The 25,584-nt window shown below is 65.4% G+C and carries 24 protein-coding genes and 1 tRNA gene; 19 read left to right on the top strand and 6 right to left on the bottom strand.

The features are described 5' to 3' along the window. Nucleotides 1-310 precede the first annotated feature (310 nt). From H9638_RS04050 to H9638_RS04015, 8 genes are all read left to right on the top strand, one after another. A complete protein-coding gene (locus H9638_RS04050; protein ID WP_191745933.1) occupies nt 311-1,480 on the top strand; it encodes an NAD(P)-dependent malic enzyme in 1,170 nt (389 codons plus the stop codon). Nucleotides 1,481-1,642: 162 nt separating this feature from the next. Continuing rightward, nucleotides 1,643-3,112 (top strand): sugar porter family MFS transporter, encoded by a 1,470-nt coding sequence (locus H9638_RS04045; protein ID WP_225216992.1) that lies wholly within the window; start codon nt 1,643-1,645, stop codon nt 3,110-3,112. A gap of 64 nt (nt 3,113-3,176) precedes the next feature. Further along, the gene (locus H9638_RS04040; RefSeq protein ID WP_191745932.1) at nt 3,177-4,013 is read left to right on the top strand and encodes a phage holin family protein; all 837 of its coding nucleotides are present in this window, start codon (nt 3,177-3,179) and stop codon (nt 4,011-4,013) included. A gap of 33 nt (nt 4,014-4,046) precedes the next feature. Next, a complete protein-coding gene (locus tag H9638_RS04035) occupies nt 4,047-4,679 on the top strand; it encodes a CDP-alcohol phosphatidyltransferase family protein (protein WP_318241775.1) in 633 nt (210 codons plus the stop codon). 39 nt (nt 4,680-4,718) lie between these two features. Further along, a complete protein-coding gene (locus tag H9638_RS04030; protein WP_191745931.1) occupies nt 4,719-5,636 on the top strand; it encodes a DMT family transporter in 918 nt (305 codons plus the stop codon). A 45-nt stretch (nt 5,637-5,681) separates the two neighbouring features. Next, on the top strand, nt 5,682-6,878 hold the full coding sequence (locus tag H9638_RS04025; RefSeq protein ID WP_191745930.1) for a glycosyltransferase: 1,197 nt from the start codon (nt 5,682-5,684) through the stop codon (nt 6,876-6,878). Between the two features lie 401 nt (nt 6,879-7,279). Beyond that, nucleotides 7,280-7,353 (top strand) — tRNA-Ile (locus H9638_RS04020). A 267-nt stretch (nt 7,354-7,620) separates the two neighbouring features. Next, nucleotides 7,621-8,805: an acyl-CoA dehydrogenase family protein gene (locus H9638_RS04015; protein WP_191745929.1), complete on the top strand. Its 1,185-nt coding sequence runs from the start codon at nt 7,621-7,623 to the stop codon at nt 8,803-8,805. A 49-nt stretch (nt 8,806-8,854) separates the two neighbouring features. On the opposite strand, the gene H9638_RS04010 is transcribed toward H9638_RS04015, so the two are convergent. Next, entirely contained in the window at nt 8,855-9,667 is an 813-nt protein-coding gene (locus tag H9638_RS04010; RefSeq protein ID WP_318241774.1) for a M23 family metallopeptidase, read from the bottom strand. 481 nt (nt 9,668-10,148) lie between these two features. On the opposite strand from H9638_RS04010, the gene rpsB reads away from it, so the two are divergent. From rpsB to H9638_RS03980, 6 genes are all read left to right on the top strand, one after another. After that, entirely contained in the window at nt 10,149-11,033 is an 885-nt protein-coding gene (rpsB, locus tag H9638_RS04005) for a 30S ribosomal protein S2 (RefSeq protein ID WP_191745928.1), read from the top strand. A gap of 135 nt (nt 11,034-11,168) precedes the next feature. Next, nucleotides 11,169-12,008 carry a translation elongation factor Ts gene (gene tsf / locus H9638_RS04000; protein ID WP_191745927.1) on the top strand — a complete coding sequence of 280 codons (840 nt, stop codon included), beginning with the start codon at nt 11,169-11,171 and terminating at the stop codon, nt 12,006-12,008. A 155-nt stretch (nt 12,009-12,163) separates the two neighbouring features. Further along, nucleotides 12,164-12,895: a UMP kinase gene (gene pyrH, locus H9638_RS03995; protein WP_191745926.1), complete on the top strand. Its 732-nt coding sequence runs from the start codon at nt 12,164-12,166 to the stop codon at nt 12,893-12,895. 157 nt (nt 12,896-13,052) lie between these two features. Further along, complete coding sequence (frr, locus tag H9638_RS03990) at nt 13,053-13,610, top strand: ribosome recycling factor (RefSeq protein ID WP_066302582.1); 558 nt, start codon at nt 13,053-13,055, stop codon at nt 13,608-13,610. 77 nt (nt 13,611-13,687) lie between these two features. Then, a complete protein-coding gene (locus tag H9638_RS03985; RefSeq protein WP_225216991.1) occupies nt 13,688-14,566 on the top strand; it encodes a phosphatidate cytidylyltransferase in 879 nt (292 codons plus the stop codon). 112 nt (nt 14,567-14,678) lie between these two features. Next, on the top strand, nt 14,679-15,257 hold the full coding sequence (locus H9638_RS03980; RefSeq protein ID WP_404799624.1) for a DivIVA domain-containing protein: 579 nt from the start codon (nt 14,679-14,681) through the stop codon (nt 15,255-15,257). A gap of 14 nt (nt 15,258-15,271) precedes the next feature. Here the strand turns inward: H9638_RS03980 and H9638_RS03975 are convergent, their stop codons facing one another. The 4 genes from H9638_RS03975 to H9638_RS03960 are packed head-to-tail and all read right to left on the bottom strand — an operon-like array spanning nt 15,272 to nt 19,105. Further along, entirely contained in the window at nt 15,272-16,759 is a 1,488-nt protein-coding gene (locus tag H9638_RS03975) for a sodium/solute symporter (protein ID WP_191745923.1), read from the bottom strand. Nucleotides 16,760-16,765: 6 nt separating this feature from the next. After that, nucleotides 16,766-17,143: a hypothetical protein gene (locus H9638_RS03970; RefSeq protein ID WP_225216990.1), complete on the bottom strand. Its 378-nt coding sequence runs from the start codon at nt 17,141-17,143 to the stop codon at nt 16,766-16,768. Then, nucleotides 17,140-17,871, bottom strand: coding sequence for a LytR/AlgR family response regulator transcription factor (locus H9638_RS03965; RefSeq protein ID WP_191746327.1), 732 nt, complete (start codon nt 17,869-17,871; stop codon nt 17,140-17,142). Before H9638_RS03965 ends, H9638_RS03970 begins: the two co-directional genes overlap by 4 nt. Before the next feature lie 37 nt (nt 17,872-17,908). After that, a complete protein-coding gene (locus H9638_RS03960; protein WP_191745922.1) occupies nt 17,909-19,105 on the bottom strand; it encodes a sensor histidine kinase in 1,197 nt (398 codons plus the stop codon). 217 nt (nt 19,106-19,322) lie between these two features. Here H9638_RS03960 and H9638_RS03955 point away from each other — a divergent pair, with 217 nt between their 5' ends. Both H9638_RS03955 and H9638_RS03950 read left to right on the top strand, forming a co-directional pair. Then, nucleotides 19,323-19,694, top strand: a complete 372-nt coding sequence (locus H9638_RS03955) for a DUF485 domain-containing protein (RefSeq protein WP_191745921.1) — start codon at nt 19,323-19,325, stop codon at nt 19,692-19,694. After that, complete coding sequence (locus tag H9638_RS03950; RefSeq protein ID WP_191745920.1) at nt 19,691-21,313, top strand: solute symporter family protein; 1,623 nt, start codon at nt 19,691-19,693, stop codon at nt 21,311-21,313. Before H9638_RS03955 ends, H9638_RS03950 begins: the two co-directional genes overlap by 4 nt. 98 nt (nt 21,314-21,411) lie before the next feature. Here H9638_RS03950 and H9638_RS03945 read toward each other — a convergent pair whose 3' ends face one another. Then, nucleotides 21,412-21,888 carry an Lrp/AsnC family transcriptional regulator gene (locus H9638_RS03945; protein WP_191745919.1) on the bottom strand — a complete coding sequence of 159 codons (477 nt, stop codon included), beginning with the start codon at nt 21,886-21,888 and terminating at the stop codon, nt 21,412-21,414. A 168-nt stretch (nt 21,889-22,056) separates the two neighbouring features. On the opposite strand from H9638_RS03945, the gene pdhA reads away from it, so the two are divergent. Genes pdhA through H9638_RS03930 form a run of 3 tightly spaced genes read left to right on the top strand, consistent with a single transcriptional unit; the run spans nt 22,057 to nt 25,555 of the window. Beyond that, nucleotides 22,057-23,208: a pyruvate dehydrogenase (acetyl-transferring) E1 component subunit alpha gene (gene pdhA / locus H9638_RS03940; protein ID WP_191745918.1), complete on the top strand. Its 1,152-nt coding sequence runs from the start codon at nt 22,057-22,059 to the stop codon at nt 23,206-23,208. Beyond that, on the top strand, nt 23,205-24,227 hold the full coding sequence (locus H9638_RS03935) for an alpha-ketoacid dehydrogenase subunit beta (RefSeq protein ID WP_191745917.1): 1,023 nt from the start codon (nt 23,205-23,207) through the stop codon (nt 24,225-24,227). Before pdhA ends, H9638_RS03935 begins: the two co-directional genes overlap by 4 nt. Continuing rightward, nucleotides 24,224-25,555 carry a dihydrolipoamide acetyltransferase family protein gene (locus tag H9638_RS03930; RefSeq protein WP_191745916.1) on the top strand — a complete coding sequence of 444 codons (1,332 nt, stop codon included), beginning with the start codon at nt 24,224-24,226 and terminating at the stop codon, nt 25,553-25,555. Before H9638_RS03935 ends, H9638_RS03930 begins: the two co-directional genes overlap by 4 nt. The last annotated feature ends 29 nt before the right edge of the window (nt 25,556-25,584 follow it).

The raw sequence follows: 25,584 nt of genomic DNA, 5'->3' as shown, positions 1-25,584 counted from the left end.
GCCACCAGAGAACCCCCGAAGGCCCCGTGCCTGCTCGGGGGTTTTCTTTCTCCACGGCGAAGAGCCGTGCTGCCCGTCGCCGCTGCGGAAACACATTTGCAGAATCTCTGTGCCGCGCCGCTACACTGGGGAATCTGCCGCATGACTGGGCCTGGACACACCAATCTCCGGGGCCGGACGCGGCAGAGGCGTACCTATCCTGATGCCCGCCCCGGAACCCTACTGTTCCGTACTTTCCGCGCTTCTGCGGCCGCTGATCCAGCCGGTTCCGCCACGTGGCCCTCTTCGGACCTTCATCAGGAGTGAAACCATGCCGTCCACAGTGACCCCCTCTGCCATCAGCACCGATGAGATCTTTGCCGCCCATGACGGCGGAAAGCTCTCGGTCGAAACAACGCTGCCGCTGGATTCCGCCCGCGCACTCTCCATCGCCTACACGCCGGGCGTTGCCCAGGTCAGCCGCGCGATCGCGGCCGATCCGGCCCTGGCCGGGACGCATACCTGGGCCTCGCGCCTGGTCGCTGTGGTCAGCGACGGCACCGCCGTACTCGGGCTGGGAAACATTGGTGCCGCGGCCTCGCTTCCGGTCATGGAAGGCAAATCGGCGCTGTTCAAGACCTTCGGCGGACTGAACTCGATTCCGCTGGTCCTGGAGACCACCGACGTGGACGAGATTATCGAGACCCTGGTCCGGCTCCGCTCCAGTTTCGGGGCGGTGAACCTGGAAGACATTTCCGCGCCGCGCTGCTTCGAGCTGGAAGAGCGCCTGATCGAGGCCCTGGACTGCCCCGTGATGCACGATGACCAGCACGGCACCGCGGTTGTGGTGCTGGCTGCCCTGACCAACGCCGCCCGGGTCACCGATAAGGAACTCGCCGGTCTCCGCGTGGTCATTTCCGGTGCCGGGGCCGCCGGCGTTGCCTGCGCCAACATTTTGCTGGAAGCCGGAATCAACGACGTCGTTGTCCTGGATTCGCGCGGAATACTCTCCACCGGGCGGGACCTGGCGGGTGTGAAGTCCGACCTCGCGGGGCGGACAAACCCGCGGAACCTGGAAGGCGGCGTTGCCGAGGCCATGGCCGGAGCGGACGTCTTCGTGGGAGTTTCCTCCGGCACCGTGCCGGAGGATGTCCTGGCAACGATGGCTCCGGAGCCGATCATTTTCGCCCTGTCCAATCCGGACCCGGAAATCCACCCGGACGTCGCCTCACGCTACGCGGCAGTGGTCGCCACCGGCCGGAGCGACTTCCCGAACCAGATCAACAACGTGCTGGCCTTCCCCGGGATCTTCCGCGGCGCGCTGGACAGCGGTGCCCGCCGGATCACGTCCGCTATGAAGGCCGCAGCTGCCCAGGCGATCGCAGACCTGGTCGGTGATGAGCTCGCCGCAGACCACATTGTGCCCAGCCCGCTGGACCCCCGGGTGGCGCCTGCAGTTGCAGCCGCGGTGGGGGATGCTGCCGCAGCCAGCGCGCCGTAACCCACAGACGTAACACCACCAAGCGCTCCGGGCTGCGGCCCGGAGCGCTTTTGTGTTCCCGCAGCACCGCCCCGCCAGCCGCTGACACCACTGCCGGTGCCCGATTCAAGACACCGCCGTTCCCAGCACCACAAAGCATGCTTACTGTTGAAGTAGGCTTTATTGGTTATTCCCAGCACGACGAAAGCCGAGGAACCGATGGGTGCCAGTCAGACAGGGCCTAGCCAGGAAGGTGCGGGGCACGTTTCGCATCCCGCGAAAGTCATAGGCGTAACCATTGCCGCCGCAGTCGGAGGCCTGCTTTTCGGTTTCGACACCGCCGTCATCAACGGTGCCGTTGATGCCATTGGAGGCGAATTCGACCTCAGCGCAGGTGTCCTGGGCTTCACCGTCGCCATCACTTTGCTCGGCTGTGCCATCGGCGCCTGGTTCGCCGGACAGCTGGCGGACCGGCTCGGCCGGAAGAGTGTTATGGTCACGGCTGCCATCCTCTTCGCACTGAACTCCGTGGGCTCCGCCTGGGCGTTCAGCGTCTGGGACCTGATGCTGTGGCGCCTGATCGGCGGCCTCGCCATCGGCACCGCCTCCGTCATCGCGCCGGGCTACATCGCCGAAGTGGCGCCCGCCAAATGGCGCGGTGCGCTGGGATCCATCCAGCAGCTGGCGATCACACTGGGTATTTTTGCGGCGCTGCTCTCCGATGCCTTCCTGGCCAACGCTGCCGGAAGTGCGTTCAACGAACTCTGGTGGGGGATGGCCGCCTGGCGCTGGATGCTGCTGGTCGGAGTTTTCCCGGCGATTGTCTACGGCATCCTCGCACTGACGATTCCCGAGTCTCCGCAGTACCTGGTGCGGAAGAACCGCGATGAGGAGGCGGCCCGGGTGCTCCGGGACATCACCGGCGTACAGGACACGGACCGCAAGATCACCGAGATCCGGGACAGTTTCGAGCACGAAGAACGCGCGACCTATGCAGACCTGCGCGGCAGCATGCTCGGATTGAAACCCATCCTGTGGGTCGGTATGTCCATCGCAGCGCTCCAGCAGCTGGTGGGCATCAACGCGATTTTCTACTACTCGACCACCCTGTGGCAGTCGGTCGGGTTCAGCGAATCCGATTCCTTTACGACGTCGGTGATCACCTCGGTGGTCAATGTGCTGATGACAATCGTCGCCATTGCCTTCGTTGACCGGGTCGGCCGGCGGAAACTGCTGATGATCGGTTCGATCGGCATGTTCATCGGCCTGCTGGCCGCGACGGTCTCCTTCTTCCAGGCCGATGACAGCAGCGGAGAAATCCTGCTGCCCCAGCCGTGGGGAGCCATCGCCCTGGTCGGTGCGAACCTGTTCGTGGTCTTCTTCGCCGCCACCTGGGGGCCGGTGATGTGGGTGACGCTGGGAGAGATCTTCCCGAACAAAATCAGGTCACTGGCACTGGGGCTGAGCACCATGGTGAACTGGGTGTTCAATTTCATCGTGACGCTCTCCTTCCCCTGGGTCAGCGAAAACTTCGGATTGTGGATTATGTACGCGATCTTTACCATCTTCGCCGTGGTCTCGTTCTGGTTCGTCAAGACGAAACTGCCCGAGCTCTCGGGCCGTGAATTGGAAGCCGACCGGGATAATTTGTGACTGCTGGGGCAGACGGTGAACATGACCAAGCCGTGAAATCTGAGGAGAATGGTAATTTTGGGTAATGGCAACGACTAACCAGCAGACGGAAGCAGGGTCGATGAACAGCTCCGCAAGCACCAGGACCCAACGGGCCAACGGGAGCTCCTCGATTGTTGGCCTGTCCAAGGTCATGGCGCGCCTGCTGCCGCGGCAGATCAGCGACGAGCTGGCCCTGGCACTGGCAGAGATGAAGCAGAAGGGCATCAAGGCCGGTATTGCAGCCGGCCTGCTGGTGGTCGCCCTCCTGTTCCTCGCCGCCCTCGGCGTTGCCCTGATCGCTGCCGCAATTCTCGGACTGGCCACGGTGATGCCGGCCTGGCTGGCGGCACTGCTCATCGCAGCCCTGTTCCTGGTGATCGCCGGCATTGCGGCACTCATCGGCATCTCCCGGTTCAAGAAGACCATGCCCCTGCTGCCGGAGGATGCCCTGCGCGGAGTCCGGTACGACCTGGGAGTCCTCAAGGAAGGCCGCAGCTTCGACCCGGCCACCCTGGATAAGCCGAAGCAGCCCAAGGCCAAGGACGAAGGCAAGGACCAGCAGGAGAAGCCTGAGGACGCCGTCCGCAAGCCGACACCCGAGGAACTGCGGATCCGGCTCCGCCAGCGCCGCGAACACATGGCGGCGGTCCGCGACGGGCTCGGCGAGAAAGCCGATGTCAAGAAGCAGATGGCTGAGCTCAAGGCCCGCCGTGCTGCGGCCCGCAGGTCCGGTACCGCAGGCTCCGGCTCCGGGAATGAATCCGGGGGCACAGCTGACGAAGTCGGTGCGATGCTCCGCGAACGGAAACAGCCGCTCGCCGTGCTGGGCGCTTCACTCGTAGCCATGGGCATTCTCCTGCGCAGGCTCCTGCGCAAATAGCACCGTGGACAGAAAGGCAAGGGGAGCCGGATAGTGATCAGACTCATCGGCGCCGGTTCTCGTCCGGGCCGGGGGGAGCGGGTCCTGGATACCTTCTGGACCGTCCCCAACCTGATCACCATCCTGCGGTTCCTTGGCGTCCCGCTCTTTGTATGGTTTATTGCCCGGGACAGCTATGGTCCGGCTTTTTTGACACTGGTGATCATCGGGTGCACGGACTGGGTTGACGGCTATCTGGCCCGGCGCCTGGACCAGGTTTCCAAGACGGGGAAATGGCTCGACCCCGCCGCTGACCGTCTGGCCCTGATCATCGTGGCGGTCGTCTTCGTCATTGACGGGATTGCCCCCACCTGGCTCGTGTGGGCAATCGTGATCCCGGACATCATCCTCCTGGCAAACTCGCTGATCCTCTTCCGGGGCAGTCCCAACCTGCCGGTGAGCAATATCGGCAAGATCCGAACCGCTCTGCTGCTGCTCGGGGCACCGATGCTGCTGCTGCAGCGGGTCCCGGGCTTCGACTACGCCTGGCTCGGCACCGCCGGAAACGCCGTGCTGCTGCTTGGCTGCATTGGACATCTGCTGGCCTTCGCCGGGTACATGGTGCAGTCCTGGCGGAAATACCGGCGGCAGGCCGCGGTCCCTGAGGGGTCGCCCCATGCTTGCTGATCCCTGCCGGGCCGCGGCTTGTCCTGAGTGTCTGCAGCCATGACCGGAATCGCGATTGCCTGTGCCCTGGCCAGTGCTGTCTTCCTGGCCTTCGGAGCACAGCGCCAGGGCAGCGCCGTCAGCGCAGACACCGGCGGACTGGACCTGAACTCCTCGGGGATTCTGCGCCTGCTGCGCAATCCGCGCTGGCTCTTTGGCCTGCTCCTGCTGGCGACGGGCACCGCCCTGAATGTCGTGGCTCTCGCCATGGCGCCCTTGACAGTGGTCCAGCCGATCGGGTCGCTGGCCCTGGTGATCACCACCATCGTCAACTCCCGCGATCAGGGCCTGCGGCTGAACCGCATCACGGTGGTATCGATCGTGGCCTGTGTGGCCGGAAGCATGCTGTTTGTGCTGCTGGCCGTCGGTGCCACCCGTACCGAGCAGACCGTTGAGCCCCGCCAGGAGATCACCATTGTGCTGATCCTCGCCGTCGTCGTCGCATTTTTTGGTCTGCTCAACCTGCTTTTCGGGAAGCGTCTGGGGGCCATCGCCCATATCCTCGGGGCAGGCATCCTCTTCGGTTTTGTCGCGGTCCTGACCAAGACCATCGCTGCGGACCTGCTGGATCCCAATGGACGGTTCCTGCTGAACGTGCCTTGGTACACCCTGGTCGGCATCGCGGTGGCGGGAGGGCTGGGCGCCTGGTTCGTGCAGAGTGCCTATTCCAGCGGCCCGCCGGACCTGGTCATTGCCGGGCTGACAGTTATTGATCCCATGGTCGGCATCGCCATTGGGATTGGCGTGCTCAATGAACTTCGCCCCGATGTCCCCGCTGTCCTGGGTGTTGCGATGGGAGTCTGCGCCCTGATTGCTATTGTTGGGGTGGTCGCCCTGTCCAGATATCACCCGGACGTCATCAAGCGCCGGGCGAACCAGAAGCGGCGGCAGAAGCCAGCGGCGGCCCGCAAGCCCTGACGCGCACCCGACCTGACCATCGAAACTCCAAAAGAGGACTTCCCCGTGACCGAGGAACCGGCAGATAAACCGCTGACCATCCTGATCGCCTGCGACACCTACCCGCCCCACCTGAACGGGGCAGCCCAATTCGGTTTCCGCCTGGCACAGGGGATGCACGGCCGGGGGCACAACGTCCATGTGCTGGCCCCCAGCCCCGGCAGCGGCCCGGCCCATTCGGAGACGGACGGTCCGTGGACCGTGCACCGCCTCCGCTCCCATGGAGTACCCACCCACGAATACTGGCGGATCTGCCTGCCGTGGGAAATCAAGAAGCACATTTCGATGCTGCTGGACCGGGTCAAACCGGATGTAGTGCACATCCAGTGCCACTACATGGTGGGGGAGTACACCCTCTACGAGGCACGCAAGCGCGGAATCCGCGTGATCGCGACGAACCACTTCATGCCGGAAAACCTGGACCCGTTCCTGCCTTTCCCCAAGTGGTTCAAGCGGATAGTCGCCCGGAACTCGTGGCGGGACATGGGCCGCGTTATGGGCAATGCCGCCGTCGTCACCACCCCGACCCCGCTGGCAGCGAAGGCAATGACCGAGTACGCGTCCCTGCCCGACGTACTGCCGCTGTCCAATGGCATCGATGCCTCGGCCTACGAAACCCTGCCCGGGGAGGAGATCCAGCGTCCCGAGCATCCCACCGTCCTGTTCGTCGGACGGCTCGCCGAGGAAAAGCACGTGGACGTCATCATCGACGCAGTGGCGAAGACTCCGCGGGAGCTGAACGTGCACGTCGAAATCGTGGGTGGCGGTGAGGTGAAGTCCGCGCTGGTAGCCCAGGCCGCCCGGCTCGGCCTCCAGGACCGCGTGGTGTTCCGCGGGCTGGTGGATGATGCAGAACTTCGCCTGGCGTACCTGCGCGCAGATTTGTTCTGTATGCCTGGCACCGCCGAACTGCAGTCCCTGGTTACCCTCGAAGCCATGTCAGCATCGACGCCGGTTCTCCTCGCCGATGCCATGGCGCTGCCGCACCTGGTGGACCACGGCCGCAACGGCTACCTGTTCCAGCCCGGCGACAGCGCCGAACTGGCCAAACGGATTACCGAGATCCTGACGCTGCCCGCTGAAGAGCGCGCTGCCATGGGCCGGCACAGCCGGGAAATGGTGGAGCCGCACAGCCTGGAAGGCACCCTGTCCACCTTCGAGGACCTCTACCGCGGCGCGGACAGCGTGGCGGGCATTCCCTAGGTTGGCTGCAGTCGCCTAGGCGGGCTGGGACAGGTCCTGCGGGCTGGACTGGTCCGGCGGGCTGGACCGGGCGCCGGGGGATCTGCGGAATCGCTCCGTTTTGGGACAATTCGACCAGTTTGGGACTTTCCTGCCGCGGCGCCGCGCAGGAAAGTCCCCATCGGGCAGGGGAGTCCCGAAGCGGAGGGAAACGAAGCCACCGAACGGCAGGAATGTCACCAACGGGCAGGGGAGTCCCCAAACGGAGGGAAGGCCGGCAGAAGCTGACCGGCCTTTGCGGCCGAAGTCGTCCGGAGTGCGCGCTGGACGTGTAAGCCCGGGGCGCGTCCGGGGAATTCGGTAGCCGGGCCCGCTGCACATTAGGATGTCTATACTGCCTGCCGGATTCGGCGGGTTCACGCGGGGCTGTAGCTCAGCCGGTCAGAGCAGCGGACTCATAATCCGTCGGTCGTGGGTTCAAGCCCCACCAGCCCTACCGTGTTTCCGGGGATTCCCGGAGGTTTTAGAAGCCTCCGAGAGTCCCCGGTTTTCGTCCAGTCTTCACAAAGTCCCAGGTCTCAAGGCCTGGAAACACCCCGGTCCTCGGACCGGGGTGTTTTTTGTGCCCCAGGCGCTGCGGGCGGGGCGTGCCCGGGGACAACATCCCGGAGAGCGGGGATTGTGCTTCGATGTTACTCGTGGGTAACATAGGGGCAGCCGGCTTGACTGTCCGGATGACCCCAGGATCAGCGAAGGACATCTCATGGCAACTATCGACGTCGATAACCTCCCGTACGCGGACGGCGACTTCTACGCATTCGAGGACCTGCTCAGTGACAAGGAGCGGGACCGTCTTCATGAGATCCGTGCCTGGCTCACGGCTGAAGTAAAGCCCCACGCCAACGACTGGTGGAATGCCGGGGAATTCCCGATGCACATGATCCCCAAGCTGGCTGAACTCGACGTTGTGTCCCCGGTTTACCGGCAGGGCTATTCCAACCTTTTTGCCGGCCTCTGCCATGCCGAGTTCACCCGCGCAGACACCTCGTTCGCTACGTTTATGGGTGTCCATGACGGACTGTTCACCGGCTCCATCGAAGCGCTGGCCTCCGACGAGCAGAAGGAGGCCTGGCTCCCGGATATCTACTCACTGAAGAAGATCGGCGCCTTTGGGCTCACCGAGCCGCTGGGTGGTTCGGATGTGGCCGGCGGAACCCGGACTACCGCACGGCGCGAGGGCGGGAACTGGATCCTGAACGGTGCCAAGCGCTGGATCGGAAATGCCACGTTCTCCGACTGGGTCGTCATTTACGCCCGCGACGAAGCAGACAACCAGGTCAAGGGGTTCCTTGTGGATACCCGGACCGAGGGTTATTCAGCCACCAAGATCGAGAACAAGATCGCACTGCGCACCGTGCAGAACGCAGACATCGTCCTGGAGAACGTGGTGGTGAGCGATGACTTCCACCTCAAGGGGGCCAACAGCTTCCGGGACACCAATAAGGTCCTCAAGGTTACCCGTCTCGGCGTTGCCTGGCAGGCTGTCGGACAGCAGATGGCTGCGTTCGACGTCGCCCGCCGCTACGCGGTGGAGCGCGAGCAGTTCGGCAAGCCGCTGGCTTCCTTCCAGCTGGTGCAGGAGCAGCTGGTGCAGATCCTCGGCAACACCATCAGCTCGATGGGTATGATGGTCCGCCTGTCCCAGCTCGAGGACGAAGGCCGCGCCAAGGATGAGCAGTCTGCGCTGGCCAAGGCCTTCACGACGGCCCGCATGCGGGAATCGGTTGCCCTGGGGCGCAGCATCCTTGGCGGCAACGGAATCGTCACGGATTACGGGATGGCGAAGATCTTCTCCGACGCGGAAGCGATTTACTCCTACGAGGGAACCTACGAAATCAACACCTTGGTAACCGGACGGGCCATCACCGGCATCGCAGCGTTCGTCTAATCCGACAACCCCTCCGGCGGATCAGTCACCCGATCCGCCGGACGGGTGTTCATTCATCCCGATTCGATCCAACGGCCAATGGAAGCAAAACGCTTGGCCGGCGGTCCAGAAGGAAACGCAGGGGGTCAACATACTCCCCGGCAAGCCGCACACCCCAGTGCAGGCAGGTAGTTGGGCAGTGCGGCTGACTGCGTTCCGGTGCACTGCGGTCGTGTGGGTCGGCGGTCGCCAGGCCGCCGCCCGGAGTCAGCAGTCCAATGGTCTGCCCGGCGGTTACCGTTTCGCCCACGGACACCGTTGCCGCAACGGGTTCGAAACTGCTCAGTGTCCCGTCACCGTGGTCGATGGTGAGCACGGGCCGGTCCACAACATGCCCGGCGAAGCGGACAACGCCAGGTGCCGGACTGCGAACGGCGTCCCCGGCGGAAGCGGCCAGATCAACTCCGCGATGCCCGGCCAGCCAGCGCTGCCCGGGTTTATCAAACGGACGGATCACCCCGGGTTCTGGTGTCAGCGGCCAGTCCCATGGGCCAGCCGGAACCGGCTGGGAAGCGGGCAGAGTGGCTCCGGCCGCGGGCGTATCTGCAGCGGCGGCCGACATGAACAGCACTGCGAGCAGCCCAGCCAGCAGCGCCACCAGCAGTGCCGCCAACCACGCCGCCACCCGGGCCGTCAGCAGTGTCGGACCGGCCGCATGGCGCAGGAGATGCAGCCGCACCGGGTGCGGGCGCTCCGGATGGCCACCTGGTGCAAGGCGGGCAAAGCGGGCAGAGGCCGTCTCTCCGGCGGGCGGCCGGATGGCGGACGACGGGGCCGGCTGCCGCAGGTCCGGTTCATCAGGCAAGGTGGGCTGAATAGACATGGTGCACAGTCCACTCCTCCAAACGGCAGCCACGGCAGCGCAACAAGGCATCTGTGGAGGAGCACGAAGGTCCCGGCAGCATCCCCGCACTGTGGAGGGGAAGAGGACGGAGCGGGGCCTGCGCTGTAGTACACTTGACGAAGCAGTTTGCTGCGTGCTGATTCACTCTGCCCAGTCAGGAATTCCCAACGACCGCCTCAGGACGGTCGTTGGAATCCTTCCCGGTTGAAGCAGAGATCAGGTTTACGCGCCGCAGGCTGACTACGCGTGCCCCAACTATCCATGTTCCCTGCAAAGGGAAAGTGGGTGCGTTCCTACGGTCCGGTCAACACCGGTAAAGGGACGCACGCCGGCATCTGTCACAGGACGACGGCTGATGGGCACCAGGAGCAGCACCCGCCGGGTGCTTCGCAATCAACCGTCAATAGGCAGTTTTACCCGCGTGCGCTAAGCGCCGCCGGCTGCCGGAAGGAGTGACGACATGCCCGTCGTTACAATGCGCCAGCTGCTCGACAGCGGCGTCCACTTTGGTCACCAGACCCGCCGTTGGAACCCGAAGATGAAGCGCTTCATCTTCACCGAGCGCAACGGCATCTACATCATCGACCTGCAGCAGTCGCTGTCCTACATCGACCGCGCCTACGAGTTCGTCAAGGCCACCGTTGCCCACGGCGGAACCGTACTGTTCGTCGGTACCAAGAAGCAGGCCCAGGAAGCCATCGCAGAGCAGGCCACCCGTGTTGGTCAGCCCTACGTCAACCAGCGCTGGCTCGGTGGCATGCTCACCAACTTCCAGACTGTCGCCAAGCGCATCCAGCGCATGAAGGAACTCGAAGAGATCAACTTCGACGACGTCGCGGCTTCCGGCCACACCAAGAAGGAGCTCCTGCTCCTCAAGCGTGAGCTGACCAAGCTGGAAACCAACCTCGGCGGCATCCGCAACCTGACCAAGGCTCCGTCCGTGGTCTGGATCGTGGACACCCAGAAGGAACACCTCGCCGTTGACGAGGCCCAGAAGCTGAACATCCCGGTTGTTGCCATCCTCGACAGCAACTGCGATCCGGACGACGTCGACTTCCCGATCCCGGGCAACGACGACGCCATCCGCTCCGTCAACCTGCTGACCCGCGTTATTGCCGACGCCGTTGCGGAGGGCCTGATCGCCCGTCACAACAAGGCCGGCAACACCGAAGCCCCGGCTGAGCCGCTGGCTGAGTGGGAGCGCGAACTGCTCGAAGGTGCAGCTGCTCCGGCCGCCGAAGCCGCAGAAGCACCGGCTGCCGAAGCCGCCGCTGAAGCACCGGCCGCCGAAGCTGCAGAAGCACCGGCTGCCGAAGCTCAGGCTGAGGGCGCAACGGAGAAGTAAAACGAAGTCCCCAAAGATGGCTGCCGAGAGGCAGCCATCTTTGGGAAATCTGCTCAGCGCGGCTGGCCGGGATTCCCTGCCGGCCGCGCGGCGGAACAGCACCATTACTTTTATTACGGGAGGACTGGAGTCCAAATGGCGAACTACACCGCTGCTGATATCAAGGCTCTGCGCGAGCGCACAGGCGCCGGCATGATGGATGTGAAGAAAGCTCTCGACGAGGCCAACGGCGATGCCGACAAGGCCATGGAGCTCATCCGCATCAAGGGCCTGAAGGGCGCCACCAAGCGCGAAGGCCGTTCGACCGCTGAGGGCCTGGTTGCTGCCAAGGTCATCGACGGCACCGTCGGTGTCATGATCGAACTCAACTGCGAGACCGACTTCGTCGCCAAATCCGCCAAGTTCATTGAACTGGCTGACCGCGTCCTGGCTGCTGCAATCGAATCCGGCGCTGCCGATGCCGAAACCCTGCTGGCCTACGAAGTCGACGGCAAGCCGCTCTCCGAGATCGTCGTCGAAGAAGGCGCCATCCTGGGCGAGAAGGTCGTCGTCCGCCGCGTTGCACGCATCGAAGGCAAGACCGTTGATGCCTACCTGCACAAGACCTCCAAGGATCTGCCGGCACAGGTTGGCGTGCTCTTCGCTGTTGACGGCGAAGGTGACGCTGCCTTCACCGCAGCCCACGACGTCGCCGTCCACACCGCTGCTTACGCTCCGACCTACCTGACCCGCGACGAAGTTCCGTCGGACATCGTGGAGAACGAGCGCCGCATCGCTGACGAAACCGCACGCGCCGAAGGCAAGCCGGAAGCCGCGCTGCCCAAGATCGTCGAAGGCCGCCTGACCGGTTTCTTCAAGGAAATCGTCCTGCTGGACCAGCCGTTCGCCAAGGACTCGAAGAAGACCGTCGCTGCCGTGCTGGAAGAGGCCGGCGTCAAGCCGACCGCCTTCGCACGGTTCCGCGTAGGCGCCTAAGGCCCTAAGCAACAGCGGACGCACTGCGGACGCGCCATGATGGCATTGAGGGGGTGGCCACCGAAAGGTGGCCACCCCTTTTGCCTGTCCGAAACACCTCACTATTCTTGAAAACAGCTGACAAGTTACCTTCAGCCAACGCCCCGGGAGGCACCATGGATCACGCCCTGAACGAAACTGAAACCCCGCGCCGCCGCGTCCTGCTCAAACTTTCCGGAGAGGTTTTCGGCGGCGGAAAGCTGGGCGTGGATCCCGAGACTGTCCGCGGAGTCGCCAAGCAGATCGCCGCGACAGTCGGAGAGGTCGAAACCGCCATTGTTGTGGGCGGAGGCAACTTCTTCCGGGGAGCTGAGCTCTCCCTCAGCGGCATGGACCGCTCCCGTGCCGACTACATGGGGATGCTGGGCACGGTGATGAACTGCCTCGCGCTGCAGGACTTCCTGGAGCAGGCAGGCGTGGAAACCCGCGTCCAGAGCGCCATCACCATGGGCCAGGTCGCCGAGGCCTACATCCCGCGGCGCGCCATCCGGCACCTGGAGAAGGGCCGCGTGGTCATCTTCGGTGCCGGCGCCGGTCTGCCCTACTTCTCCACGGACACCGTCGCCGCTCAGCGCGCCCTTGAGGTGCATGCCGATGAGGTTCTGATGGCCAAGTCCGGCGTTGACGGCGTTTACACCGCCGATCCGAACAAGGACGCCACGGCCACCCGGCTGGAAACGCTCACGTATGACGACGCCCTGCGCCAGGACATCCGGGTCATGGACCAGACGGCAATGACCATGTGCAAGGACAACAACCTATCCATGGTGGTGTTCGGCATGGAGGGCGAAGGCAACGTCACGCGGGCGATCCGTGGTGAAAAGATCGGCACGATCGTCTCCAACTAGCATTTCCTCTCCCGCGGCGGCTCCCCGCCTGCACAGCCCCGGTACCGCCGCGGGTGCGCAGGCGGGGAGCCGCGCGGGTTAGGATGGTAGAAGAGCCCAAACCGTGCCACTGCATGGGTATTTTCCTGCAATGGCTTCCCTGTACTGAGGAGACACCGTGATCGAAGAGACCTTGAAAGAGGCGGCCGTCAAAATGGACAAGGCTGTGGAGGTCGCCAAGGAGGACTTCTCGACCATCCGGACAGGACGGGCCAACCCGGCACTGTTCTCCCGGGTCCTGGTGGACTACTACGGTTCCCCGACCCAGCTGCAGCAGCTGGCCTCCTTCGCGACGCCGGACGCCCGCACACTCCTGATCACGCCCTACGATGTGACCGCACTGCGTGCCATTGAACGGGCACTGAGTGACTCCGAAGTGGGCGCGAACCCCTCCAACGACGGCAAGGTCATCCGTGTGATCATGCCCGAACTGACACAGGACCGCCGCAAGGAATACGTCAAGATCGTCCGTGGCAAGGGCGAAGACGCCAAGGTTTCCGTCCGGAACATCCGCCGCAAGGCCAAGGATTCCCTGGATCGATTGGTCAAGGATGGAGAGATCGGCGAAGACGACGGAGCCCGTGCCGAGAAGGACCTTGATGCGCTGACCAAGGCACACACGGAGTCCATCGATGACCTGCTGAAGCGCAAGGAAGCCGAGCTGCTCGAGGTCTGATGAGCCAATCCCAGCCTCCAACCCAGGCTGGCGGTTCCCCGTCTCCTGAGGCAGGCCCGGCAGCGAAGGGCACGGATATGAGCGTTCCTGACGGACGACGGGCACGTAACTCCGCTGCCCGCAAACGAGCCGAACGCAAGCCTTCCAAAGCAGGGCGCAACCTGCCCGCAGCCATAGCAGTCGGCCTCGTCCTCCTGGGCGCCCTCATGGTGGGCCTGTTGTTCAGCCCCCTGGCCATCGTGGCCATCGCCGCGGCCTTCTCCGTTGTGGGGGTTTGGGAGGTCTCCCGGGCGCTGGAGGTGCGCGGGATCAAGGTTCCGCACGTGCCGGTGCTGGTGGGGTCCGTGGCAGTACCGCTGGCCGCCTACTTCGGCGGCACGGAAGCCCTGGCCTTCGCGCTGGCGGGCACCGGCATCGCGGTCCTGCTCTGGCGTGCCATCGATACGGCCCAGGACGCCCTGCGGAGCATCCTGGCCGGCGTCTTCGTGATCCTGTGGATTCCCTTCCTGCTCAGCTTCGCGCTGCTTCTCCTGCGCGAGCCGGAAGGGCAGATCCGGGTGGCTGTCCTGCTGCTGCTCGTGGTTGCCAATGACACCTGCGGCTATCTGGTCGGTGCGCTGACCGGCAAGCATCCCATGGCCCCCAAGATCAGCCCCAAGAAATCCTGGGAAGGCTTCGGCGGATCCGTTGCCGGTGCCACCATTGTGGGCATCCTCGCCGCCGTGCTTTTCCTGGACCAGCCGTGGTGGTTTGGTCTGGTGCTGGCAGTGGCCACCGTCGCCGCGGCGACGGCCGGGGACTTCTCTGAGTCGATGATCAAACGCGAGCTGGGCGTGAAGGATATGTCCAACCTGCTGCCCGGCCACGGGGGTGCCATGGACCGCCTGGATTCCGTGGTCTTCGCTTCCCCGGTGGTCTTCCTGCTGTCCGTCCTGCTGGTGCCCGGCGCAATGTAGCGTCCGTCCGGGGAGTCATTACCGGGTCCCGGACCGGTTTGCACGTAAGATATTTTCGACGGTCCCGCATCCCGTGGCGGAAGAAGACTTGACACTAAAGGATTAGTTGACCATGAACGATGTGAGGCAGGCCAGTGCCCCCTTTGAGCGTGTGGGCCGCAGGGAGTACGGCTACAACGTCCGCCAGGTCGACGAATTCCTGACCCGGGCCCGGAATTACTACAACTCTGAGAAGCCTGGAGCAAAAGTCATCACCAGCAGCCACGTCCGTTCCATGGCCTTCGACCCTGCCAAGGGAGGCTACGAAGCGCAGGCAGTCGACGCGGCCCTGGACCGGCTGGAAGATGTTTTCTCCCAGCGCGAGCGCGACCGCCTCATTCAGGAAAAGGGCGAAGAAGCCTGGCTGCTCCAGATCGGCCGCACATCTGCCGTCCTGCGCGCACGCCTGCACCGCAAACCGGGGGAGCGGTTCCGCCGTCCCTCCAAGAAGCGGGCGCACAGCTACAACGTGCGCGACGTCGATGCACTGTGCAACGAGCTCCTCGGCTATTTTGAACACGACAAGCCGCTGAGCGTCGACGTCGTCCGCCGGGCAGTCTTCCGCGAAGCCAAGGGCGACGCAGGCTATGAGGAAACCCAAGTGGACGCGTTCCTGGACCGGGTTGTCGAACTCATGGCCGCGATCGACTAGCGGAGCGCCGGCCGCTAGCGGCTGACCCGCCGCTCGGGGGTGTGGAGCCTGGCCAGGAACCGTGCGGTACCCGCCGGAACCGCACCAGGGGCCCGAAGGGAAACACCGACTGTCACGGCAAACGCGGCCGGGACCGTCCACGCAGCTGGCTGTTCCAGCAGGACCGGCACCAATCTTCCGGACAGCGAGAGCACGCCTCCGGCCACGATCGCTCCGCCGCAGAGCAGCGCTCCGGTGAGCATTCCCGCGACCGCGCCGGCCGCCGTCAGACGGCGCCACCAGATACCCAGCAGCAGCAGGGGACACAGCGTGGAGGCCGTGAAGGCAAAGACCATCCCGACGCTGCCGGCCAGCGCCTGCGTATTCGTCAGCAGGGCCAGGCCCAGCGGAACCGCCCCCGCCAGCAGGGTGGCGGCACGGAATCCGCTGACACTGCCGCGGAACAGTTCCTGGCTGATTACTCCCGCCAGGGACACGATGAGTCCGCTGCTGGTGGAGAGGAACGCTGCGAACGCTCCGGCCGTCACGCACGCAGCCAGGAGGTCTCCCAACGCGCCGTCGAAAATCTGTGCCGGCAGCAGCAGAACGGTGGCATCTGCGTTCCCCTCGGCCGCCAGCTCCGGCAGGTAGATCCGGCCCAGGATCCCGTACAGGGTGGGAAAGACATAAAAGATGGACAGCAGCCCGAGCACAATCAGCGTGGTGCGCCGCGCGGAGACCCCGTCCGGATTGGTGTAGAAACGCACCAGCACATGCGGCAGGCCGAGCGTACCGCAGAGCAGTGCGATGCTCAGCGACACGTTCCGGTAAACGGAATCGGCCATGACCGGATCCAGTCCCATGGCGAACGCCGCTCCGTGGCCGGTCCAGGAGGTGCCCTCGGCGCCGAGCCGGAACAGGATAAAAAGGACAGGCACGGCCAGGGCCGCCAGTTTAAGCCAGTACTGGAAGGCCTGGACGAAGGTGATCGAGCGCATGCCGCCGCTCAGGACGCTCAGGCACACAATGACAACCACCGCCGCGGAGCCGACCCAGCCCGGCAACCCGGTGGTCAGGCTCACGGTCAGGGCGGCGCCGTGCAGCTGCGGGACGATGTACAGCCACCCGACCGCCACCACCAGCAGGCTGGTCACCCTTCGGGCCGGCAGCGACTCCAGCCTGGCCCGCGCGAAGTCCGGCACCGTGTAGGCACCTGACCGGCGCAGCGGAGCGGCGACGAACAGCAGCAGCATCAGGTAACCGGCGGTGTAGCCGATCGGAAACCACAGTGCGTCAGCGCCGGAGACCAGCACCAGCCCCGCGATCCCCAGGAAACTGGCGGCGGAGAGGTACTCGCCGCCGATCGCCGAGGCGTTCCACCACGGTTTCACCGTGCGGGAGGCGACGTAGAAGTCGCTGGTGGTGCGGGAGATCCGCAGCCCGTAGGCGCCGATCAGCAGGGTCGCGGCCGTCACGGCGGCCAGTGCCGCGTATCCGACACCGGCGCTTACCTCCCAGGTCATGCGGAACTACGCATCGTCGAGCAGGTCCTGAAAACGCGCCTCGTTCCGGTTGGCGCTGCGCACATACAGGGCCCCGCTGACAATCACCAGCGGATACACGCCCAAGCCGAGCAGCAGCCAGGGCACCGGAATGCCGAACGCCGCCAGTTCGCCGATCTGGGGGACCGCTGCCAGCAGCAGCGGTACGCCGAGCAGGATCAAGCCGAATCCGCCGGCCACTACCAGGGCCAGCCGCAGCTGCGACCGGATCAGGGAGGACAGGAAAACTTCCCCTACTTCGGTCTGCTCGTCGAGTTCGCGGGCAACCGGGAAAACCGGTGCGGCTGACCCCGGGCGGGCCGGGGCAGTCACCCGTACCCGCGGCGGACGGTTTTCCATGGTCATGCCGTTGGCCTGACCCGGCCGGTCTCCAGCGTGCTGCGGACGGTCGGCAGGTGCCTGCGGCTGACGGGCAGTTCCACCGTGCCGATCCGGATGCTCGCCCGCCCCGCGGACAGGCGGACCTGCCGGATCTGGTGCCGTGCCACCAAATAGGAGCGGTGGATACGGAGGAACCCCGCGTCCGCCCACTGCGCTTCGAGTTCCGCCAGCGGAATCCTGACCAGGTAGCTGGTCTCTGCGGTATGCAGCCGGGCATAGTCGCCCTGCGCCTGCACATACTGGATGTCCTCCCGGCGGATCATCCGCGTGGTGGCGCCCTGGACCACTGTCACCACATCGCCGTCGCCTGTTGAAGCCGTCTCGGCGCCGGCCAGGGATTCGCTGATCCGCCGCACCGACTCGGTCAGCCGCTCGGGGCGCACCGGCTTGAGCAGATAGTCCAGTGCCGCCAGTTCGAAGGCGTCCAGTGCATGATCTTCATCGGCGGTGACGAAGACGACGGCGGGCGGGCGTTCCCTGCGGGCGAGGGCGCGGGCGATGTCCAGTCCGGACAGTGCCGGCATGTGGATGTCCAGGAAAATGGCGTCGACGTCGGCCGTTTCGAGTGCGTGCAGGGCCTGGGCTCCGCTGGAGGCGCGCAGGATGGTTCCGACACGGGCATCCCTGCCCAGCAGGAACGCCAGTTCCTCCACGGCAGGGACCTCATCGTCGACAACCACCACGTTCAGCAGCTTTGCGGAATTGGACATGTGACCCAGACTACTTGCTCTACGTCCGGTGACCGGGCTGTGACTTGGGGACGCGCATGGTGATCAGCATCCCGGCGCCCTCGGCCGTGTCGATCACCAGCCCGTGCGCGTCGCCGTAAAGCTGGCGAAGCCGCACATCGACGTTCCGCAGCCCCACATGGTCGCCTTCGGCGTGGCCCGCGAGCAGGGTGCGCAGCGCGTCGGGATCCATCCCCACACCGTTGTCCTCCACGGTAATTTCCGCCATCGCGCCGGCATCGCGTGCCGAAATGGTGATGTGGCCGACACCGTCGAGCGCTTCCAGGCCATGCCGGACCGAGTTCTCCACCAGAGGCTGAAGGGACAGGAACGGGATGACGGCGCCCAGGACCTCGGGGCTGATCTGCAGGCTGACCTTCAGGCGTTCTCCGAACCGGGCCCGCTCCAGCAGCAGGTAGCGGTCAATGGAGGTCAGTTCTTCGGCAAGCGTGGTGAAATCCCCGTGCCGGCGGAACGAGTACCGCGTGAAATCAGCGAACTCCACCACCAGTTCGCGCGCCCGGGCCGGATCCGTGTTGATGTAGGAGGCGATGGCGTTCAGCGAGTTGTAGATGAAATGCGGGCTGATCTGCGCCCGCAGGGCTCTTACCTCAGCCTCCATCAACAGGGCACGCGAGGTGTCGAGTTCGATCAATTCCAGCTGCGCGGCCACCCAGTCGGCCACATCGTTCGTGGCGCGGATCAGCCCTGCATTCAGGGCCGGGGCGAATACGCCCAGCGTTCCGGCGGCCTGCCCGTTCACCCGCAGCGGGCAGATGAGCAGCTCGCCGCCGTCGTCAAGCCCCAGCGCCCGCAGCGCCGGGCCGCGGAACACCCTGGTGCGGCCGCTGTCCTGGACCCCGCGCGCCGCCAGCAGGACCCGCTCGCGGCGGGCCGGAGTGTCAGGCAGCGACCCCTCCCAGGCGAGCACGGCGGCGGTATCCGTCAGCAGCAGCGTTTCGCACCGCAGCAGCCCCCGCAGATGCCGGCTGGCGCGGGAGGCGCCGGCCGGCGTCAGGCCCGACCGCAGATGCCGTGCAGCCAGTGACGCGGTATGCAGGGTCGCGTAGGCGGCGCGCTCGGCGTCGGAGCCCAAATCCCGCTGCGACCGGCTCAACCGGTAGCCGAGTGCGCCCACTGCGGCGAGGGTAAGCACGGCAATGGCGCAGACCAGGGCGACGTCGACGGCTGCAGGCATGCCTAAACCCTACCCAGTCCCGGGAGGGCCAAGCGGCCGCTGACATGCCGTTGGGCGCACGGAACGGTCCGTTCACCGACCTGGGTGCGGCGAAAGTGGCAGGAGGCTCCCGGAGTTGGAAAAGTGATGGCCATCACAGACGGTGCGTGGTGTTGGGGATCCGCCATGGATCCCGGACCCGGATGCCGTACGCAAGTGCCCAACCCAAGGAGGAGAGATGGCTGAACACCAGCCACAATCACACCCCGGAAGCGCGGCACCGGTCGACTTCCAGGAAGTCCAGCGGTCGCCTCGGTTCCAGGAGCTGCGCAAACGCCAGCGCAGCTTCATCTTTCCGATGGCCGCAGTCTTCCTGATCTGGTATTTCGCCTACGTCCTGCTTGCTGACTACGCCCATGAATTCATGTCAACGCCCGTGTTCGGCAACGTCAACATCGGCATCATCCTGGGGCTGCTGCAGTTCGTCAGCACGTTCGGCATCACCATGTGGTACGTCAGCTACGCCAACCGCAGGATGGACCCGATCGCCGCGGAACTGCGCGGGGAACTTGAGGCCCAGGGCGTAACCCGTCCGGAGGAGACCAAATGAACACGCTGAACATCTCCGCTGCTGTCACCGCTGAGAAGGTGCAGGAGAGCGGCTGGCTGAACATGCTGATCTTCGGCCTGTTCGTCGCCGTCACGCTCGTTGTGGTGCTCCGTGCCAGCCGCAACAACAAGACCGCGGCCGACTATTACGCCGCAGGCCGGTCCTTCACCGGACCGCAGAACGGAACGGCCATTGCCGGCGACTACCTGTCGGCGGCATCCTTCCTGGGTATTGTCGGCGCCATCGCCATCAACGGCTATGACGGGTTCCTGTACTCGATCGGCTTCCTTGTCGCCTGGCTCGTAGCCCTGCTGCTGGTAGCTGAAATGCTCCGCAACACCGGCAAGTTCACCATGGCCGATGTGCTTTCCTTCCGGCTCAAGCAGCGTCCGGTGCGCATCGCCGCCGCCATCACCACGCTGGCAGTCTGCTTCTTCTATCTCCTGGCGCAGATGGCCGGCGCCGGCGGACTCGTGTCCCTGCTGATGGGCATCGACTCCAAGGTCGGCCAGTCCCTGGTGATCACGATCGTTGGCGCGCTGATGATCATCTACGTACTGGTTGGCGGTATGAAGGGCACCACCTGGGTGCAGATCATCAAGGCCTGCCTGCTGATCGCCGGCACCGCAGTAATGACGGTCTGGGTACTTGCACTGAACGGCTTCAACCTCTCCGAGCTCCTCGGTGCCGCCGTCGAGATGTCCGGTAACCCGGCGATCCTGGACCCGGGACTGCAGTACGGCAAGTCCGAGACCTCCAAGCTGGACTTCGTCTCGCTCGGCCTGGCCCTGGTCCTCGGCACCGCGGCCCTGCCGCACGTGCTGATGCGCTTCTACACGGTGCCGACCGCCAAGGAAGCCCGGCGCTCCGTTGTGTGGGCCATCTGGCTGATCGGTCTCTTCTACCTGTTCACCCTGGTGCTCGGCTACGGCGCCGCCGCCATGATCGAACGGGAAACCATCACCTCCGCACCGGGTGGAGTGAACTCGGCTGCACCGCTGCTGGCCTTCGCGCTGGGCGGTCCGGTGCTGCTGGGACTCATATCGGCCGTCGCGTTCGCCACCATCCTGGCGGTCGTGGCAGGCCTGACCATCACTGCCGCAGCTTCCTTCGCCCATGACATCTACACGAACGTGGTGCGCAAGGGCAAGGTTGATTCCGAGAGCGAAGTGAAGGTGGCCCGCCGCACTGTGCTGGTCATCGGCGTCGTCTCGATTCTCGGCGGCATCGGCGCCCAGGGGCAGAACGTCGCCTTCCTGGTGGCCCTGGCCTTCGCTGTCGCGGCCAGTGCGAACCTGCCGACCATCCTTTACTCGCTCTACTGGCGCCGCTTCAACACCCGTGGCGCACTCTGGAGCATGTACGGCGGCCTGGGCTCGGCCATCGGCCTGATCATCTTCTCGCCGGTGATGTCCGGTGCGGAAACCTCGATGATCTCCGGTGCCGACTTCTCCTTCTTCCCGCTGAACAACCCGGGTATCGTCTCGATCCCGCTGGCCTTCTTCCTCGGCTGGCTGGGCACGATCACGAGTAAGGACAACGAGTCGCCGGAAAAGCAGGCAGAGATGGAAATCCGTTCGCTGACCGGCGTCGGCGCGGAAAAGGCTGTGGACCACTAAGTCCGCGCCCGGCAGCAAGCAGGACAGGCGCCTTCCCCTCAGGGGGAGGGCGCCTGCCCCGTTAAGCCAGCGGTAACGGAGTCAGCGGTTCGGCCGGGTCAGTCCGTACCGGCCGGCCCGCGGTCAAGGAGCGGGGACACCCGGTAGGGGATCAGCTCGCCCATCGCCAAGGTGGTGTCGGAGCGCTCGACGCCGGGCACCGCCAGGATGGCCTTGTTGACCCGGAACAGGTCCTCGGCGTCGACGGCGACCGTCCGCAGCAGGATGTCCGCCGCCCCGGTGAGGCCGTGGGCTTCCACGACTTCCGGGATGGCGGAGAGCTCCGCGGTGATCTCAGCGAGCCGCTGCTGCTGGACATGGACGTGGACAAAAGCCATCAGGGGGTAGCCCAGCGCCACGGGATTGATGCGCCGCTCGAAGGAAAGGAAGGCACCCTTGGTTTCCATCCGGGACAGCCGTGCCTGAACGGTGTTGCGGGAGATGCCGAGCCGGCCCGCCAGGGCCACGACAGTCCGCCGCGGATCGGTGGCCATGGCCCGCAGGACCCGGAAGTCGGTGCCGTCCAAAATCTGCATAGTGCGCAACGCTAGCACGGGCAAATCCCTCCCGGCAGGGCAGAGTGCGCAATCCGAGCGCGCACAGTTGTACGGCATGCCCGGTGTGAGTAGGGTCACACTTATCTGGGCAACGCCGCCCGGCCACAGGTTTGGACCCCAACACCCCCGGGGTTCCACCACGGAAGGATGCGTATCAAAGTGTCCCTGCATATCCCGGCGGACCATCCCGAAAACACCGGGACGGAACCGCACGACCCGTACCTCCAGCTCATCCGCCCCGATGGCTCCCGCATCCGTGACGCCCTCTACGACCGCTGGGTCGAGGACATTGATGCCGGGGCGCTCCGCGGCCTGTACCGGGATATGGTCCTGGTCAGACGGATCGACACCGAGGCCACATCCCTGCAGCGGCAGGGTGAACTGGGCCTCTGGCCTCCGCTCCTCGGGCAGGAAGCAGCCCAGATAGGCTCGGCCCGGGCGCTGCGGCCATCCGACTTTGTCTTCAGCAGCTACCGCGAGAACGCTGTGGCGTTCGTCCGCGGCGTGGGCTTCGAAGATCTGATGCGGGTCTGGCGCGGCAATGCCGCTGCCGGCTGGGATCCGTTTTCCGTGAACATGGCACCCACCCAAGTGATCATTGGTGCGCAGGCCCTGCACGCCACCGGCTACGCCATGGGCATCCGCCAGGACGGGCTGGACGACGCCGCCATCAGCTACTTCGGCGACGGCGCCACCAGCCAGGGAGATGTCAACGAGGCCATGGTTTTCGCTGCGAGCTTCCAGGCACCGGTGATCTTCTTCTGCCAGAACAACCAATGGGCCATCTCCGAACCCGTGGGACTGCAGGCGCAGATCCCGGTCGCCAACCGGGCACCGGGCTTCGGCATTCCGTCCATCCGGGTGGACGGCAATGACGTCCTGGCTACGCTGGCTGCCACCCGGGAAGCGCTGGACCGGGCGCGCAGCGGGGGAGGACCCACCTTCATCGAGGCGGTCACCTACCGGATGGGGCCGCACACCACCGCGGACGATCCGACCCGCTACCGGAACCCGGCCGAGCTTCTGGATTGGCAGGCGAAGGATCCGATCAGCCGGATCGCCGCGCTGCTGGAATCCGAGGGGGAGTTCGACGGCGCCTTCCGGGCGGCCGTGGACCGCGACGCCGATGCGCTGGCCCGGGAGCTTCGGGACGCCTGCACGGGGATGCCCGAGCCGGCGCCCATGGACGTTTTTGCGCACGTCTACTCGGCACCTAACAGTTGGCTGGACCGCCAGCAGGAGCACTACCGGCAATACCTCGCCATGATGGGGAGCGTCACGGAAGGAAGCCTGCGATGACCAGCATGACCTTTGGCCGCGCCATCACGGCCGGCCTGCGCGATGCCCTGGCGGGGGATCCAAAAGTTGTCCTGATGGGCGAGGACATCGGCAGGCTGGGGGGCGTCTTCCGGATCACTGACGGCCTGCAGGCCGAATTCGGACCCCGCCGGGTGATCGACACCCCCCTGGCGGAGTCCGGGATTATGGGGACCGCCGTCGGGCTCGCGTACCGCGGGTATCGGCCGGTGGTGGAAATCCAGTTTGATGGATTCATCTATCCGGCGTTCGACCAGATTGTTTCGCAGGTGGCCAAGATGCACTACCGCACGCGTGGAGCGGTGAAACTGCCGCTGACCATCCGGGTGCCCTTCGGCGGCGGCATCGGATCCCCGGAGCACCATTCGGAGTCTCCCGAAGCCTATTTCACGCACACGTCCGGGCTGCGGGTAATCAGCGTTTCGAACCCGCAGGACGCCTACACCATGATCCGCCAGGCGGTTGAGTGCGATGATCCAGTCCTTTACTTCGAACCCAAGCGCCGCTATCACACCAAGGCAGAGGTGGACCTGACGCTGGACGGTGCCCTCCCGATGGGCGCCGCCAGGATAGCTGCGCCGGGCACCGACGTGACACTGGTGGCCTACGGTCCGCTGGTGATGACCGCCCTGGACGCGGCCGCCGCGGCGCAGGATGACGGCGTCTCCGTGGAAGTGATCGACCTGCGCTCGCTGGCGCCCATAGACTACGACGCCGTGGAGGCCTCCGTGCGGAAGACCGGCCGGCTGGTGGTCACCCACGAGGCAGCCCAGTCCGGCGGGCTGGGCGCGGAGATCGCCGCAAGCATCACCGAGCGCTGCTTCGACTACCTGGAACATGCACCGGTCCGCGTGACCGGGTTCGACATTCCATACCCGCCGGCACGGCTGGAGAAACACCATCTTCCGGATCTGGACCGGATCCTGGACGGAGTGGACCGGGTAATGCGCCGGCCCAATTCCCTGGACCGGACGGCAGTCCTGGAAGGAGTGCAGGGATGATCCGCGAATTCCGGCTGCCGGACCTGGGGGAGGGCCTGACCGAATCCGAGATTCTCAGCTGGCGGGTGGCGGAGGGACAGGCGGTGGCGCTGAACCAGGTCATCGCGGAAGTGGAAACCGCTAAGGCCGTGGTGGAGCTGCCGTCTCCCTTTGCCGGTGTGGTGGCCCGCCTGCACGAGCTGCCGGGAACCGTCGTGGAGGTGGGGTCGACCATCATCTCCTTCGACATCCCGGACCCGGAGGAGCCCGCCGCCAAGGCGCCGCGCCGGCAGCCGACCCTGGTGGGATACGGTGCCGAGCCGGAATCGGCCGGACGCCCGGCCCGAAAACCCCGCCCGGGACTGGTGAAGGTACAACCGGATTCAGCCGTCCAGCCGGCCTTAGCCGTCCAACCGGCCTCAGCCGTCCAACCGCTCTTGGAACGGCCGCGCTCCACCCCGCCCGTACGGAAACTGGCCCGTGACCTCGGAATCGACCTGGCCCTCGTGACGGGGACCGGACCGGACGGCAGGATCCTGCGCTCAGATGTGGAAGCTGCCGTGCAGCGGGTCAGCAGCACGGACAGCACGGAGAGACCGGCCGCCCCCGGGCAGGCCGTCGTCGAAGACGCTCCGCATTTGGGGCAAGCCCGCGAGGAACGTATCCCGGTTTCCGGAATCCGGAAACACACGGCGGCGGCGATGGTTAGCAGTGCCTTTACGGCTCCGCATGCCACGGTTTTCCTCACCTTGGACGTTACGGGGTCAATGAACCTGTTGACGAAACTGAAGTCCCGCCGGGAATTTGACGGTGTCCGGCTGACTCCGCTGGTCCTGGCCGCCAAGGCAGTCTGCCTGGCACTCCAGCGGCATCCGGGCCTGAACGCCCGCTGGGATGGGGAGGCCAGGGAGATCATCCGTTACCGCTATGTGAACCTCGGCATCGCGGCGGCGACGCCCCGGGGCCTGCTGGTTCCCAATATCAAGGACGCACAGGACCTGGGTCTGCGCGAACTGGCGCTGGCGATTTCAGATCTTGTCGGTACCGCCCGGGATGGCCGGACCCCTCCGGCCGCGCTCTCCGGCGGCACGGTCTCCATCTCCAATGTCGGCGTGTTTGGGGTGGACGCCGGAACTCCGATCCTGAATCCGGGGGAGGCCGCCATCCTGGCCCTGGGCGCGGTACGGAGCCAGCCCTGGGAGTATGAGGGTGGCATTGCGCTGCGGCAGGTGACGACGCTCAGCCTGTCCTTCGACCACCGGCTGGTGGACGGGGCAGAAGCCTCACTGTTCCTGCGCGACATCGCAGACGTGCTGGCCGAACCGGCCATGGTGCTGGCGATGACCTAGCCGGACCCCGGAAAGCGGAAGGCCCGTTC

The organism is Arthrobacter pullicola (assembly GCF_014836875.1).
Classification (GTDB): domain Bacteria; phylum Actinomycetota; class Actinomycetes; order Actinomycetales; family Micrococcaceae; genus Arthrobacter_B; species Arthrobacter_B pullicola.
This window is presented reverse-complemented; position numbering and strand designations above follow the sequence as displayed.